Source organism: Mycolicibacterium sp. lyk4-40-TYG-92 (assembly GCF_030209435.1).
Classification (GTDB): Bacteria; Actinomycetota; Actinomycetes; order Mycobacteriales; family Mycobacteriaceae; genus Mycobacterium.
Genome location: NZ_JARVRX010000026.1, coordinates 21,318 through 35,516, shown reverse-complemented (window position 1 = coordinate 35,516; position 14,199 = coordinate 21,318). Strand labels below are relative to the sequence as shown.

Here is a 14,199-nt window from a genome sequence, read left to right as displayed (position 1 = left end):
GGCCAAGAAGGCTGCACCGGCGAAGAAGGCTGCGGCTCCGGCCAAGAAGGCCGCGCCCGCCAAGAAGGCCGCTCCGGCGAAGAAGGCCGCTCCCGCCAAGAAGGGCCGCCGCTAAGCCCTATCCGATAGGTCCGACTCGGACACGCCGTGGATCAACCGATCCACGGCGTGTCTGTGTGTGGGGCGCTAGCGCTTCGTCGGCAGCGGGCTACCGATGTGATCGGCGGCAACGAGCGTGTCACCGTGCAGTGACATCACCCACATGCTGCCCTTGCGATTACGCGACTTGTCGGGTCGGATGCCGCTGCGCTCGCACCACCACGAAATCAGGTCCGGGATCACCTTGCCCTGCGTGCAGATGACGGGGACGGTGTCGCCATCGCTTTTCGCGGCGATCTTGAGCACCCGCTTGCGTGCCGCGTCGGCGTCGGCCGCGAAGGCCTCTTCGGTCAGTGTCGGCTCATCCCGTACCCGGACACCGAGTTCCTGCGCCAGCGGCTCCACGGTCTGGTGGCATCGGGTCCGCGACGCCGCATGGACGTCGCTGGCACCGAAAGCGAGCAGTTGGCCGACAAGCGATTCCGCCTGTGCCCGGCCTTTCTTGTCGAGCGGCCGCAGCCGGTCGTCGCCCTTGTACCGGGACCTGCGGCCCGCGGTGGCGTGCCGGACGATCAGCACGGTGCGGGTATCGGCGGGCCGACGGGTGAAGCGCCGCAGAACTTTTCGGTCATGCGGGTATTGCAGCCGGAGCATGGCTTCGGGCACCGGCAGCCAGTCGAGCTTGTCCACCTCTGAGTTGGGGGTGAACCCGCCACCGGTCGTGCGGGCCGCCCAGTAGCGGACGTTCTTGGTGCCGTACTCCAGCGGATAGCTGACGGAGGCCAGCCGGCGGCCCAGCACCGACGCGTACCCGGTCTCTTCCAGGATTTCCCGCACGGCGGTAACCGGTTCGGTCTCACCGGGATCCACCTTGCCCTTCGGCAGCGACCAGTCGTCGTAGCGCGGTCGGTGGACGACGGCGATCAGCGGCTTTCCGCACTCGCCGGGGCGCCACAATACCGCCCCGGCCGCCAGCACCGGCGTCACGCGGGTGTCGTGCGCCGTCTTGTTCGGCACCTGTGCTCCTGGATGTGGTTGTCGGGATCAGGTTTTCGCGGTCCGTGAGATGCCGTGCGCGGGCTACGGGGTGCGATGCCGCTCCATGATCGACACCTGGTGATCCCGTACCTTCTCGCCTTCCCGGGGCAACGCCGTCCAATGCCCGTCCGGACCCAGCTCCCAGCAGCGGGTGGCCGGGTCCATCGCGGAATCGAACACTCCGCTCAGTTCCTCGGTCAGTCTCGGGTCCTTCACCTGTGCCATCACCTCGACGCGACGGTCGAGATTACGATGCATCATGTCGGCGCTGCCGATCCAGAATTCATTGATGGCGTTGAAGTGAATAACGCGTGAATGTTCAAGGAAGCGGCCGAGAATCGAGCGCACCACGATGTTCTCGGAGAATCCTTCGGCACCCGGGCGCAGCGCGCAGATGCCCCGCACCACGACCTCGACACGGACCCCGGCCTGCGACGCCCGGTACAGCGCGTCGATGACCTGCTCGTCGACCAGGGCGTTCATCTTCATGCGGATGCGGCCGTCGCCGCCGGCCCGCTTGGCCTCGATCTCGCGCTCGATGCGCTCGATGATGCCGCGGCGCACGCTGTGCGGGGCGACCAGCAGGTTGCGGTACGACACCTTGCGGGAGTAGCCGGTCAGAGAGTTGAACAGATCGGTCAGATCGGCGCCGATCTCGGGCGAGGCCGTGAGCAGACCCACGTCTTCGTACAGGCGCGCGGTTTTCGGGTTGTAGTTGCCCGTGCCCACATGGCAGTAGCGGCGAATGGTCGACCCTTCGCGACGCACCACCAAGGCCGTCTTGCAGTGGGTCTTGAGCCCGATGAGCCCGTACACCACGTGCACGCCCGCCTGCTCCAGCTGTCGCGCCCACTTGATGTTGGCCTGCTCGTCGAACCGGGCCTTGATCTCCACCAGTGCCACCACCTGCTTGCCGGCCTCGGCGGCATCGATCAGCGCGTTGACGATCGGGGAGTCACCCGAGGTGCGGTACAGCGTCTGCTTGATGGCCAGCACGTTCGGGTCGGCGGCGGCCTGCTCGATGAAGCGCTGCACCGTGGTGGAGAACGAGTCGTAGGGGTGGTGCACGAGCACATCCCCGTCACGGAGCGTCGAGAAAATGCTCTTCGGGGTCTCGCGTTCGCCGAACGCCGGGGGAGTGGCCGGCACGAACGGCCGGTCCTTCAGATCGGGGCGGTCGACGCCGTAGATCTGCCACAGTGACGAAAGGTCCAGCAGTCCAGGGACTTCGATCACGTCACCCGGGTGCACGTCGAGCTCGCGCAGCAGCAGGTCGAGCATGTTCTCGGTCATGTCGGTCGCTACTTCGAGCCGCACCGGCGAGCCGAACCGGCGGCGCGCCAGCTCGCGTTCCAGCGCCTGCAGCAGATCCTCGTCGCGGTCCTCTTCGACTTCGAAGTCGGCGTTGCGGGTGATCCGGAACGCGTGGTGCTCGACGATCTCGAGCCCGGGGAACAGCACCGGCAGGAAGGCAGAGATGAGTTCTTCCATCGGCAGGAACCGCACCCGCGCTTTCACGCCGTCGGCCGTGGTCCCCGGGTCGGGCAGCTCTACGAACCGATCGACGTTGTCCGGCACCTTGATTCGGGCGAAGTGCTGCGTGCCGTCGTCGGGATTGCGCACGGTGATGGCGAGGTTGATGCTCAGCCCGCTCACGAAGGGGAACGGGTGCGCGGGGTCGACGGCCAGCGGCGTCAGCACCGGGAACACCTGATCGTGGAAGTACGTCGAGAGCTTGGACTGCTCGTGCTCGTCCAGCTCGCCCCAGTTCACGATCGTGATGCCCTGTTCGGCCAGTGCCGGACGCACCGCATCGTTGAACACCGCTGAGTGCCGGGTCGAGATCTGCTGGGTGCGTTCACCGATCCGGCGCAGCTGTTCGCGCGGCGACAGCCCGTCCGCCGACCGGACCGAGAGGCCGGTCTCGTCGCGGCGCTTCAGTCCCGCGACCCGGACCATGTAGAACTCATCGAGATTCGAGGCGAAGATCGCCAGGAACTTGGCCTGTTCCAACAGCGGCAGAGACCGGTCGGCGGCGAGTGCCAGCACCCGGGCATTGAAGTCCAGCCAGCTCAGCTCGCGGTTGAGGTACCGGTCGTCGGGCAGCGCGCCGTCCGTCGGATCCGCGGTGGCAGCGGGCAGTGTCTCCGGGTCCGAGTCGACGGGGGTGCGGTCGGTATGTGCTGATCGGGTGTCGGCTTCGGTCACCCCGACGATCATTCCCTATCTGCTGGGTGCAAGCCACATGGTTGGTCAACACAGATGGCGGGAAAGCAGCACCGTCATCCGAGCGTGGCGCCGACGATCCGGGTCGTGGCCGGGCCGACACCGAGTCGACGCGCCGTCTCCAGGTCGTCCGGGGTGTCGATGTCGCAGCGCAGCCCCGGCCATTCGCCCGATAATTCCACCGCGCCCGAATCTGCATGGCGCCGTGCGGAATCGGTACCGAACTCGGGCACCAACGGTGCGTCGAAGGCGAAGAGTGCCGCGGTACCGGTGCGGTGCCGGTCGGCGATGAAACTGCGGGCGTGCCGACTGGCGCCGGCGATGGCGTCGGCCAGTTCCGCGGTACGCAGCGCAGGCAGGTCGCCTTGCAACACCGCGATGTTCGTCACCCGGTCCCGCAGGACGCGCTCCGTGGCGGCCAGTGCGTGATTCAGCGGATCGGGGTGTCCGGCCGGAGTGGGATCCAGCAGCACACCGGCACCGAGTTCGCGCACTGCCGCGGCGGCGTCCGGGTCCGGGGTGACGACAGTCACGGAGCCGACGGCCGGGACCGCCAGGGCGGCGGTGATGGTGTCGAGCAGCATCGCGAGCACCACCTGCTCGCGCAGATCGCCGGCGAAAACCGGGGCGAGTCGGGTCTTGGCCGCGGCCAGCCGTTTCACCGCGATGATCAACCCGACACCGGCGGCATCGCGCGCCGTCTCCACATTCGGGTCGCCGCTCATGACCGCCATACTGCCAAAGCCTCGGGCGGGGCTACTGTTGACGCGTGGTGGAGGCAGCGGTGATGGGTGCCGGCGCGTGGGGGACGGCACTGGCGAAAGTCCTGGCGGACGCGGGCAACAACGTGACGTTGTGGGCGCGCAGCGCCGAGGTGGCGCGCGAGATCAACGAGACCCACCGGAACTCGAAATATCTCGGCGACCGGACGCTGCCGGCGTCCATCAAGGCCACGGCCGACCCCGCCGAGGCGTTGACGGGTGCCTGCACCGTGCTGCTGGCGGTGCCGTCCCAGACACTGCGCACCAACCTGACCGGCTGGACCGGATATCTGGGTGACGACGCCACGCTGGTCAGCGTCGCCAAGGGCATCGAACTCGACAACCTGTTGCGCATGAGCCAGGTCATCGTCCAGGTGACGGGTGCCGATCCGAGCCGGGTCGCCGTTCTCAGCGGACCCAACCTGGCCAGCGAAGTGGTCGACGAGCAGCCCGCCGCCACCCTCATCGCGTGTTCCGATTCGGGGCGCGCGGTCGCGTTGCAGCGCGCGTTCGCCACCGGCTACTTCCGGCCGTACACCAGCGCCGACGTGATCGGCGCCGAAGTGGGCGGCGCCTGCAAGAACGTCATCGCGCTGGCCTGCGGGATGGCGGCGGGCGCCGGGTTCGGCGAGAACACCGCCGCCGCGATCATCACCCGCGGGCTGGCCGAGATCATGCGATTGGGAATCGCGCTCGGCGCCAAGGGCGTAACGCTGGCCGGGCTGGCCGGAGTCGGTGATCTGGTCGCCACCTGCACCTCGCCGCAGTCCCGCAACCGCAGCTTCGGCGAGCGCCTGGCGCGCGGCGGCACCATGGAGTCGGCGACGGCGGCGGCCAGTGGCAAGGTCGCCGAGGGCGTCACGTCCTGCCAGTCGGTGCTCGCGCTGGCGGAGAGCTACGACGTCGAGATGCCGCTGACCGACGCGGTGAACCGGGTGTGCCACAAGGGATTGTCGGTGGACCAGGCGTTCGCGTTGTTGCTCGGCCGCAGCACCAAGCCGGAGTGAGTCGTGGACGGACAGCTCGGCGACTCCACCCGTAGCGTCAAAGCGACTGCGTCGCAACGAGTTCCGGGGCAACCGGTGGCCCCGCCCCCGGTTCCGGTGGCGGCCTACCACCTGTCCGACGACGAATCGGACGGTCTGGACTTCTACGGCCGCAACTCCAATCCGGCCTGGCGGCAACTGGAGTCGGCGCTGGCCGAACTGGAAGGTGCCATCTCGGCGCTGACCTTCTCGTCCGGAATGGCCGCCATTTCTTCCGCGCTGCGGGTGCTGGCGACGCCGGGCACCACCCTGGTGGTCCCCGCCGACGGCTATTACCAGGTGCGCCGATACGCGGCCGAGCATCTCGCGGCGCGCGGTGTCACGGTGATCGAGGCGACCGCCGCTCAGATGTACGACGCCGCCGCGGGCGCCGACGTCGTCCTCGCCGAATCTCCGGTCAACCCGACGCTGGATGTCGTCGACCTGCACCGGTTGTCGACGATCTGCCGCTCCCGCGGCGCGACCCTGATGGTCGACAACACCGCCGCGACCCCGCTGGGCCAGCAGCCGCTGTCGCTCGGCGCGGATCTGGTGGTTGCCAGCGCGACCAAGGGGCTGTCCGGGCACAGCGACCTGCTGGCCGGTTACGTCGCGGGGTGCCACCGTGAGCTGATGGCCGCCATCGAACGGGACCGGCTGCTGGCCGGTGCGATCCTCGGCCACTTCGAGGCCTGGCTGGCGCTGCGGAGTCTCGGCACCGCCGGGCTGCGGTTCGAGCGACAATGCGGCAACGCGCTCGCGCTGGCGATGACGCTCGATGCCCACCCCGCCGTGCGGACGGTGCGTTATCCCGGTCTGCCGACCGATCCGGCGCATCCCGTCGCCCGCGATCAGATGCGACGTTTCGGCGGCCTGATCGCGATCGAGCTGGCCGATGCCGCCGCCGTCCGGGACCTGGTGAACCGCAGCCGGCTGCTGGTCGCGGCGACCAGTTTCGGCGGTATCCACACCTCGGTCGACAGGCGCGCACGCTGGGGCGATGCCGTGGAACCGGGCTTTGCGCGGATATCGCTCGGCATCGAGGACACCGACGACCTGCTGGCCGACATCACGGGTGCGCTCGGGTAGCCAGGTAGCCTCTCCAGATTGTGACTGCCCCTCAATCTCCAGGAGCCGCCGGCCGTACCCGGGTCGCCGTCGTTTACGGCGGACGCAGTTCGGAGCACGCCATCTCCTGTGTTTCGGCCGGGAGCATCCTGCGCAACCTGGATCCGGCCCGCTACGAGGTCGTCGCCGTCGGCATCACCCCGGAGGGTTCCTGGGTGCTGGGAGATGGCCGTCCGGAGAGCCTCGCCATCACCGACGGGCAGCTGCCGGGTGTCACCGAGGCGTCCGGTACCGCGCTGACACTGGCCGCCGACCCGAACCGCCGCGGCGAACTGCTGTCGCTACAGGACGGCGTCGCGCAGGTGCTGACGGCCGTCGACGTCGTCTTCCCGGTGCTGCACGGCCCGTACGGGGAGGACGGCACCATCCAGGGCCTGCTGGAACTGGCCGGCGTGCCCTATGTCGGTGCGGGTGTGCTGGCCAGCGCGGCCGGGATGGACAAGGAGTTCACCAAGAAGCTGCTGGCCGCCGACGGTCTGCCCATCGGCGACCAGGTGGTGTTGCGGCCGCGCGATGTGACGCTGAGCCTGGATGACCGTGAGCGCCTGGGGCTGCCGGTGTTCGTGAAGCCGGCCCGCGGTGGGTCGTCCATCGGCGTCAGCCGGGTCGCGTCGTGGGACGAGCTGGAACAGGCCATCGCCTATGCGCGCCAACATGATCCGAAGGTGATCGTGGAAGCCGCGATGCCGGGCCGCGAAGTGGAATGCGGGGTTCTGGAGTACCCGGACGGCCGGGTCGCCGCCAGTGAGCTCGGCGAGATTCGCGTGGGCGGTGTGGGCACGGGGTTCTACGACTTCGCCACCAAGTACCTCGAAGACGCCGCCGAGCTCGACGTGCCCGCCAAGGTCGACGACGAAACCGCCGACGAGATCAGGCAATTGGCCATCCGCGCATTCAAAGCGCTGGACTGCCAGGGCCTGGCTCGCGTCGACTTCTTCCTGACCGAGAACGGGCCGGTGATCAACGAGATCAACACCATGCCCGGGTTCACCACCATCTCGATGTACCCGCAGATGTGGGCGGCCAGTGGCGTCGACTACGCCACGCTGCTCAGTGTCATGGTCGACACCGCGATCCGGCGGGGGACGGGCCTGCGTTAGCGGGCCGGTGCGGGGTCCAGCGGCCGCGGCGGCATCACCTTCTCGATGAGCTCGGAGATGGTCTGGATCGGCGTCGGACCGGAGCCCTGCGGCAGCGTGAGCGCGACGTAGGTCGCCGGCGAGCCGTGGTCGACGGAGTACCAGGTGCTGGCACTCGGTCCGCTGGCCTCGAACCACGACACCGCATTCACCATCTGCAGCGGTGCGCCGACCACGAAATCGTCGGGCCGCTCGACACCGCACCGCAGCACCACCGTGTCGATGCCGGTCGGGCCGAGCCAGGCGGCGGCGCCGGGCGGGACGGGCTCCGCGAGTGTCGCCCGCCGGAAGTCGCCCATGGTGTCCGGCAGCGCCGCCAGGAGGGCCCGGCACTGGTCGCTGTCGGCCTGCGGCGCCGGGGCACCGGCGAGCGGGAGCGCAACGGGCTTGTCGGCAGGCGCTTGCCGCAGCGCCGCATACGCCAGCAGGCCCACGATCGCGGCGACCGCCACCACGACGGCCGCGATGATGGCGCCGCGGGGCGGGCCATCCGGATCGCCGGCCAGATCGCTGTGGTCGCCGGGTTCGGTCATGACGGCAACTCTAGAGCGCCCGTCGCCCCGGGCGGCCGACAGCGGGCACCCTGCATAGACTCCACCACCATGACCAGCGCGGAATCCGGGGAGACCCTGGCGGGGCTCGGCGAGTTCGCGGTGATCGGGCGGATAACCGCCCGCCGCACCCAGCCCGCCGAGGTCGTCGTCGGCCCGGGTGACGATGCCGCCCTGCTGACGGCCGCCGACGGCCGGGTCGTGGTGTCGACCGACATGCTGGTCGAGGGCCGGCATTTCCGGCTGGACTGGTCCACGCCGCATGACGTGGGGCGCAAGGCAATTGCGCAGAACGCCGCGGACATCGAGGCCATGGGCGGCCGGGCCTATGCGTTCGTCGTCGGATTCGGGGCGCCGGTGCACACCGCGGCCGCGGACGCGCAGCGGCTGTCCGACGGATTGTGGTCGGAGGCAACGAAATTCGGTGCCGGAATCGTGGGCGGTGACCTGGTGGCGGCACCGCTGTGGGTGGTCTCGGTGACGGTGCTGGGTGACCTGGGTGGCCGCCCGCCCGTGCTGCTCTCCGGTGCGCAACCCGGTGACACCGTCGCGGTGGTCGGTGACGTGGGCTGGTCGGCCGCGGGATATACCTTGTGGCGCAAGGGTATCCACGAATTCGACGAGTTGCGCCGACGGCATCTGGTACCGCATGTGGAGTACGGACAGGGTGCGGCTGCCGCGGCGGCGGGCGCGACGGCCCTGACGGACGTGTCCGACGGCTTGATCGCCGATCTCGGCCACATCGCGGCGGCCTCCGGCGTGGTCGTCGACCTGTCGACGGCAGCGCTCGAGGCCGACGTGGCGATGCTGACGCCGGCGGCCGCGATGGTCGGTGGCGACGCCCGCGACTGGGTGCTCGGCGGCGGCGAGGATCACGTACTGGTCGGCACCTTCGGCGGCGCGCTGCCCGCGGGGTGGCGGGCGATCGGGACCGTCGGGTCCGTCGGGCCCGGAGAAGCGCGCGTGACGGTCGACGGCGCGCCATGGCATGGAGCCGGCGGCTGGGAATCGTTCGGTCAGTAAGGTACTGGCGTGACCGCCCGACCCCTGCACGACCTGATCGACCCCGGCTGGGCTGCGGCCCTGGAACCCGTCGCCCCGCAGATCACCGCGATGGGTGAATTCCTGCGCGCCGAGAACGCGGCCGGCCACGGTTATCTGCCGGCGGGGGAGAATGTGTTGCGCGCCTTCACCTTCCCCTTCGATGAGGTGCGGGTGCTGATCGTCGGCCAGGACCCCTATCCGACCCCCGGGCACGCCGTCGGGCTGAGCTTCTCGGTGGCGCCCGACGTGCGGCCGCTGCCGCGCAGCCTGTCCAACATCTTCACCGAGTACACCGCCGACCTGGGTTACGAGCCGCCCAGTTGCGGCGATCTGAGCCCGTGGTCGAAGCAGGGCGTCATGATGCTCAACAGGGTGCTGACGGTCCGGCCGGGCAACCCTGCCTCACACCGTGGAAAAGGCTGGGAGGCCGTCACCGAATGCGCGATCAACGCCTTGATCGCGCGGCCGCAGCCGCTGGTCGCGGTGTTGTGGGGCCGGGACGCGCAGACCCTCAAGCCCATGCTCACCGGCGAGCGCTGCGCGAGCATCGAATCGGTGCACCCATCGCCGCTGTCGGCGTCGCGCGGGTTCTTCGGGTCCCGGCCGTTCAGCCGGGCCAACGAGCTGCTGACACGCCTCGGCGCGGAACCTATCGACTGGCGCCTGCCCTAGCGGTAGACCTCCCGCGAGCGGCCGAGTCTGTACGGCGACACGCCGGTTTTGGTGTGCGCTCAGCGGCCGCTCACGCGCGGCGAACTCGGCCTGAAGGCACACGAAAGCGCTGCACGGGATACGTGCAGCGCTTAGGTGTGAAGCTTTGAGTTGTCAGGCGAAATCAATCCGCCCGAGCGCCGGAACTATCGGCTGACTTTGCCGGCCTTGATGCAGGAGGTGCAGGCGTTGATCCGCTTGCGGTTGCCGCCCGGACGATCCACGGCACGCACGGTCTGGATGTTCGGATCCCAGCGGCGGTTGGTCCGACGGTGGGAGTGCGAGACGGACATACCGAAGCCCGGTCCCTTTCCGCAGATGTCGCACACGGCGGCCATGAAGAACTCCTCGAAAATCAGTACTTGGGGTCTGAGTCCGACGGCCACAGAATTGTGCGGCGCGAACAGACAACCTGACCAGGATACCGGGCGGCCCGACGATCACCAAAATGGGTCTGGTGGCCGGCCGGACATCGTGCGCACCAGGGGAGTTGGTCAGGAGATTTGTCGGGGCCACTGGCTAGGCTGGCGGGGCACTGAGGGTAGAGCGCGGACGCGATGGAGGTCACATGTCAGCTGGCGTGGGTCGCATACCCCGTCCGCTGGATGGGATCGCATTACGTGACTGGGCTCACACCGCCGTCCTGCACCTGATCGCCCACACCGACGAGATCAACCGGCTGAACGTCTATCCCGTCGCCGATTCCGACACCGGTACCAACATGCTGTTCACCATGCGTGCCGCCGCCGCACAGGCCGACGAGGCCGTGAAGACGGCGGGCAACGACGTGGTGGCGGTGTCGGCCGCCCTGTCGGCCGGGGCGCTGCACGGCGCCCGGGGCAACTCGGGCGTCATCCTGTCGCAGATCCTGCGCGGCGTGGCCGACGTGGTTGCCGAGGCCGCGCTGCAACGCGGTGAGGACAGGGAGTGCGGGGAGATCACCGCACCGGAATTCACCGCGGCCCTGCACCACGCGCAGGTGCTGGCCGTCGCGTCGGTCGGACAGACCGTGCCCGGCACCATCGTCTCGGTGCTGCAGGCGGCCGCGGTGGAAGCCGAGAGCCAGGACGGGGTGACCGACCTCGCGGCCATGGCGGCCGCCGTCTCGGATGCCGCCGCGGCGGCGCTCGAGCGCACCACCGATCAACTCGACGTGCTCGCGGAAGCGGGTGTCGTCGACGCCGGCGGGCGTGGCCTGCTGGTCCTGCTCGACGCCCTGACCGCGACGCTGTCCGGTGGCTCGACGCCCCGGCCCCAGTACCAACCGGGGCACCCGCGGGCAGACCACGGCCACGACCACCATGACCATCACGAAATCAACGGCACACCACCACAATTCGAGGTGATGTACCTGCTCGGCGACTGTGCCCCGGACGACGTCGAGGTGTTGCGCGCCCGATTGCTGCGGCTCGGTGAATCGGTTGCCATCGCCGCCGCGATCGCCGGTGGCCAATACAGCGTGCACGTGCACGCCGACGACGCCGGCGCCGCGATCGAGGCCGCCCTCGATCTGGGCACGGTCAGCAGGATTCAGGTCACCGCGCTCATCGGGGCCGCCGGGGCCCGGCCGTCCGGCGGCTGGAGCCGGGACCGCGCCGTTCTCGCGATCGTCGACGGCGACGGCGCGGGGGAGTTGTTCGGCGGCGAGGGCGCGCACGTACTGCGGCCCGTCGACGGTCAGCCGGTCAGTGCGCAGCAGTTTCTGGCCGGCCTCGTCGGCACCGGCGCCGCACAGATCATGGTGCTGCCCAACGGTTTTCTGGCCGCCGAGGAGTTGGTGGCCGGTTGTGCCACGGCCATCAGTTGGGGTATGGACGTGGTGCCGGTGCCCGCTGGATCCATGGTGCAGGGATTGGCGGCACTGGCGGTGCACGACCCGACCCGGCAGGCCGTCGACGACGGCTACACCATGGCGCGCGCGGCGGCAGGCGCCCGGCACGGATCGGTAAGGATTGCCACCGAGGCGGCGCTGACCTGGGCCGGCCGCTGCCGTCCGGGAGACGGCCTGGGCATCGCCGGTGACGAGGTGCTGATCGTCGGGCACGACCTGGTCAGCGCCGCCAGCGGGCTGATCGACCTGCTGCTGTCGTCGGGCGGCGAACTGGTCACGGTGCTGACCGGCGCGGGCGTCGACGCCGAGGTGGGGGCCGCGCTGGCCGAGCATGTGCGCCAGGAGCACCTGGCGGCCGAGTTGGTGACCTATCACACCGGTCACCGCGGGGACGCGCTACTGATCGGGGTGGAGTAGCGGTGGTCGCGCTGACCGACTCTCTGGTGCACGTACTGGGCGCGAAATCGGCTGCGCCACTGGAAGAATTCTTCGGTATGCGCACCGTCAACGACCTGTTGCGGCACTACCCGCGCAAGTACAGCCAGGGCATGACGGTGCTCGGTGAAGACACCGAACTGCCGGAGGAAGGCGACCACGTCACCTTCGTCGACGTCATCACCAAGGCGGAGACGCGCTGGACCAACCGGGCGCCCAAGCGCGAATACCTGGTGGTCACCCTCGGTAACCGCAATCCGAAGGTCACCGCAACCTTCTTCAACGCCAAGTTCCTCAAGAAATCCCTCGTCGAGGGCACCCGGGTGATGCTGTCGGGTGTGGTCGGATTCTATGGGCGCACAATGCAATTGACGCATCCCGCGCACCTGGTCCTGGGTTCCGGCACCGGCCGCACGTTCGGCTCGCCGGCGCTGAAGAAGATCGCCGACGCCTCCGAGAAGATGCACGGCGAACTGCAGATGTCGGCGTTCGAGCGGGAGTTCTTCCCCATCTACGCGGCGTGCGCGAAGGTACAGAGCTGGGACATCTACGCGTGCATCCTGCAGGTGCTCGCCGTACTGGACCCGATATCGGACCCGCTGCCGGAATCCATTCGGGCACAGCGGGGCCTGATCTCCGAGGACCGGGCGCTGCGCGACATCCACCTCGGTGAGCGCGAAGCCGATCGCGAACAGGCCAGGGAGCGGCTGACTTTCGACGAGGCCGCCGGGCTGCAGTGGGCGCTGGCCGCCCGTCGGCATGGCACGCAATCGCAATCCGGTCCGCCGGCGCCGCCGATCGACACGGGTCTGGCCGCCGCCCTGCGTGACCGGTTGCCGTTCGAATTGACCGCGGGCCAGCGTGATGTGCTCGAGGTGCTGTCGGCCGAGTTGTCCGAGTCCCGCCCCATGAACCGGATGCTGCAGGGTGAGGTCGGATCGGGCAAGACCATCGTCTCGCTTCTCGCCATGCTGCAGATGGTCGACGCCGGCTACCAGTGCGCGCTGCTCGCCCCGACGGAAGTGCTTGCCGTGCAACACGCGCGGTCGGTTCGCGACGTGCTGGGGCCGCTGGCCATGGCGGGCCAGCTCGGTGCCCCCGACGACGCGACCTCGGTGGCGCTGCTCACCGGATCCATGACCGCGCCGCAGAAGCGGCAGGTGCGCGAAGAGGTGTCGAGTGGGCGGGCTGGCATCGTCATCGGTACCCACGCCCTGCTGCAGGATGCGGTGGAGTTCGACCGGCTCGGCATGGTGGTGGTCGACGAGCAGCACCGGTTCGGGGTGGAACAGCGGGATCGGTTGCGCGCCAAGGCTCCTGACGGTCTGACGCCGCACCTGCTGGTCATGACGGCCACCCCGATCCCGCGCACCGTGGCACTGACCGTGTACGGCGACCTGGAGACCTCGACCATGCGGGAGCTGCCGCGGGGCCGGCAGCCGATCGACACCAAGACCATCTTCGTCAGCCAGAAACCGGCCTGGCTCGACCGTGCGTGGGCCCGCATCCGCGAAGAGGTACAGGCGGGCCGGCAGGCCTACGTGGTGGCCTCCCGGATCGACGAGAATGACAAGACGAGCGAGAACAAAGAGGCCGGCCCGCCACCGGTGACGGTCGTCGAACTCTACGACAAACTGCGCGCCGGGCCGTTGAAGGACCTGAAGCTGGGCCTCATGCACGGCCGGCTGCCCGGCGACGAGAAGGACACCATCATGTCGGCGTTCCGGGCCGGTCAGATCGATGTGCTGGTCTGCACCACCGTCATCGAGGTCGGCGTCGATGTGCCCAACTCGACGGTCATGGTCGTGATGGACGCGGACCGTTTCGGCATCAGCCAGCTGCACCAGCTGCGGGGCCGCATCGGCCGCGGCTCCCACGCCAGCCTGTGCCTGCTCGCGACGAAGCTGCCCGAGGGGTCGAAGGCCGGCGCCCGGCTACAGGCGGTGGCCGGCACCCTCGACGGCTTCGAACTCGCCGATCTCGACCTGCAGGAGCGCCGTGAGGGCGACGTGCTGGGCCTCAACCAGTCGGGACGGGCCGGGCATCTGCGGTTCCTGTCGCTGGCCGACCATCAGGAGGTCATCGAGTCCGCCCGGGCCTTCTGCCAGGCGGCCTACGCGCAGAATCCGGACGATCCGGGGATGTCGGCGCTGGCCGCCCAATTCGTCGACACCGATCGCGTCGAGTACCTGGACAAGGCGTGACCAGGCG

12 protein-coding genes are annotated in these 14,199 nt (G+C 69.1%); 7 read left to right on the top strand and 5 right to left on the bottom strand.

The features are described 5' to 3' along the window. Positions 1 to 186: 186 nt before the first annotated feature. The 3 genes from mutT1 to cofC form a co-directional block, all read right to left on the bottom strand. Positions 187 to 1,116 (bottom strand): 8-oxo-(d)GTP phosphatase MutT1, encoded by a 930-nt coding sequence (gene mutT1 / locus QRN63_RS27685; protein ID WP_285034171.1) that lies wholly within the window; start codon positions 1,114 to 1,116, stop codon positions 187 to 189. Between the two features lie 63 nt (positions 1,117 to 1,179). Continuing rightward, complete coding sequence (locus QRN63_RS27680) at positions 1,180 to 3,345, bottom strand: RNA degradosome polyphosphate kinase (RefSeq protein ID WP_410506039.1); 2,166 nt, start codon at positions 3,343 to 3,345, stop codon at positions 1,180 to 1,182. 74 nt (positions 3,346 to 3,419) lie between these two features. Next, positions 3,420 to 4,088 carry a 2-phospho-L-lactate guanylyltransferase gene (gene cofC, locus QRN63_RS27675; protein ID WP_410506040.1) on the bottom strand — a complete coding sequence of 223 codons (669 nt, stop codon included), beginning with the start codon at positions 4,086 to 4,088 and terminating at the stop codon, positions 3,420 to 3,422. A gap of 44 nt (positions 4,089 to 4,132) precedes the next feature. On the opposite strand from cofC, the gene QRN63_RS27670 reads away from it, so the two are divergent. Genes QRN63_RS27670 through QRN63_RS27660 form a run of 3 tightly spaced genes read left to right on the top strand, consistent with a single transcriptional unit; the run spans position 4,133 to position 7,377 of the window. Next, positions 4,133 to 5,131, top strand: a complete 999-nt coding sequence (locus QRN63_RS27670) for an NAD(P)H-dependent glycerol-3-phosphate dehydrogenase (RefSeq protein ID WP_267316896.1) — start codon at positions 4,133 to 4,135, stop codon at positions 5,129 to 5,131. A gap of 3 nt (positions 5,132 to 5,134) precedes the next feature. Further along, complete coding sequence (locus tag QRN63_RS27665; protein ID WP_267316897.1) at positions 5,135 to 6,238, top strand: cystathionine gamma-lyase; 1,104 nt, start codon at positions 5,135 to 5,137, stop codon at positions 6,236 to 6,238. A 20-nt stretch (positions 6,239 to 6,258) separates the two neighbouring features. After that, positions 6,259 to 7,377 (top strand): D-alanine--D-alanine ligase family protein, encoded by a 1,119-nt coding sequence (locus QRN63_RS27660; protein WP_267316898.1) that lies wholly within the window; start codon positions 6,259 to 6,261, stop codon positions 7,375 to 7,377. Here the strand turns inward: QRN63_RS27660 and QRN63_RS27655 are convergent. Then, positions 7,374 to 7,949, bottom strand: coding sequence for a DUF3515 domain-containing protein (locus QRN63_RS27655; protein WP_267316899.1), 576 nt, complete (start codon positions 7,947 to 7,949; stop codon positions 7,374 to 7,376). The two genes, QRN63_RS27660 and QRN63_RS27655, sit on opposite strands and share 4 nt — an antisense overlap. A 69-nt stretch (positions 7,950 to 8,018) precedes the next feature. On the opposite strand from QRN63_RS27655, the gene QRN63_RS27650 reads away from it, so the two are divergent. Together QRN63_RS27650 and QRN63_RS27645 are read left to right on the top strand one after the other, a co-directional pair. After that, positions 8,019 to 8,990, top strand: coding sequence for a thiamine-phosphate kinase (locus QRN63_RS27650; protein ID WP_285034170.1), 972 nt, complete (start codon positions 8,019 to 8,021; stop codon positions 8,988 to 8,990). Positions 8,991 to 8,999: 9 nt separating this feature from the next. Then, the gene (locus QRN63_RS27645; protein WP_029118434.1) at positions 9,000 to 9,683 is read left to right on the top strand and encodes a uracil-DNA glycosylase; all 684 of its coding nucleotides are present in this window, start codon (positions 9,000 to 9,002) and stop codon (positions 9,681 to 9,683) included. Between the two features lie 185 nt (positions 9,684 to 9,868). On the opposite strand, the gene rpmB is transcribed toward QRN63_RS27645, so the two are convergent. Continuing rightward, entirely contained in the window at positions 9,869 to 10,060 is a 192-nt protein-coding gene (gene rpmB / locus QRN63_RS27640; protein ID WP_043393352.1) for a 50S ribosomal protein L28, read from the bottom strand. Between the two features lie 230 nt (positions 10,061 to 10,290). Between rpmB and QRN63_RS27635 the strand changes: the two genes are divergently transcribed. Both QRN63_RS27635 and recG read left to right on the top strand, forming a co-directional pair. Then, positions 10,291 to 11,970 (top strand): fatty acid kinase ATP-binding subunit FakA, encoded by a 1,680-nt coding sequence (locus QRN63_RS27635; RefSeq protein ID WP_285034169.1) that lies wholly within the window; start codon positions 10,291 to 10,293, stop codon positions 11,968 to 11,970. Between the two features lie 2 nt (positions 11,971 to 11,972). After that, complete coding sequence (gene recG / locus QRN63_RS27630; protein ID WP_285034168.1) at positions 11,973 to 14,192, top strand: ATP-dependent DNA helicase RecG; 2,220 nt, start codon at positions 11,973 to 11,975, stop codon at positions 14,190 to 14,192. Positions 14,193 to 14,199: the final 7 nt, after the last annotated feature.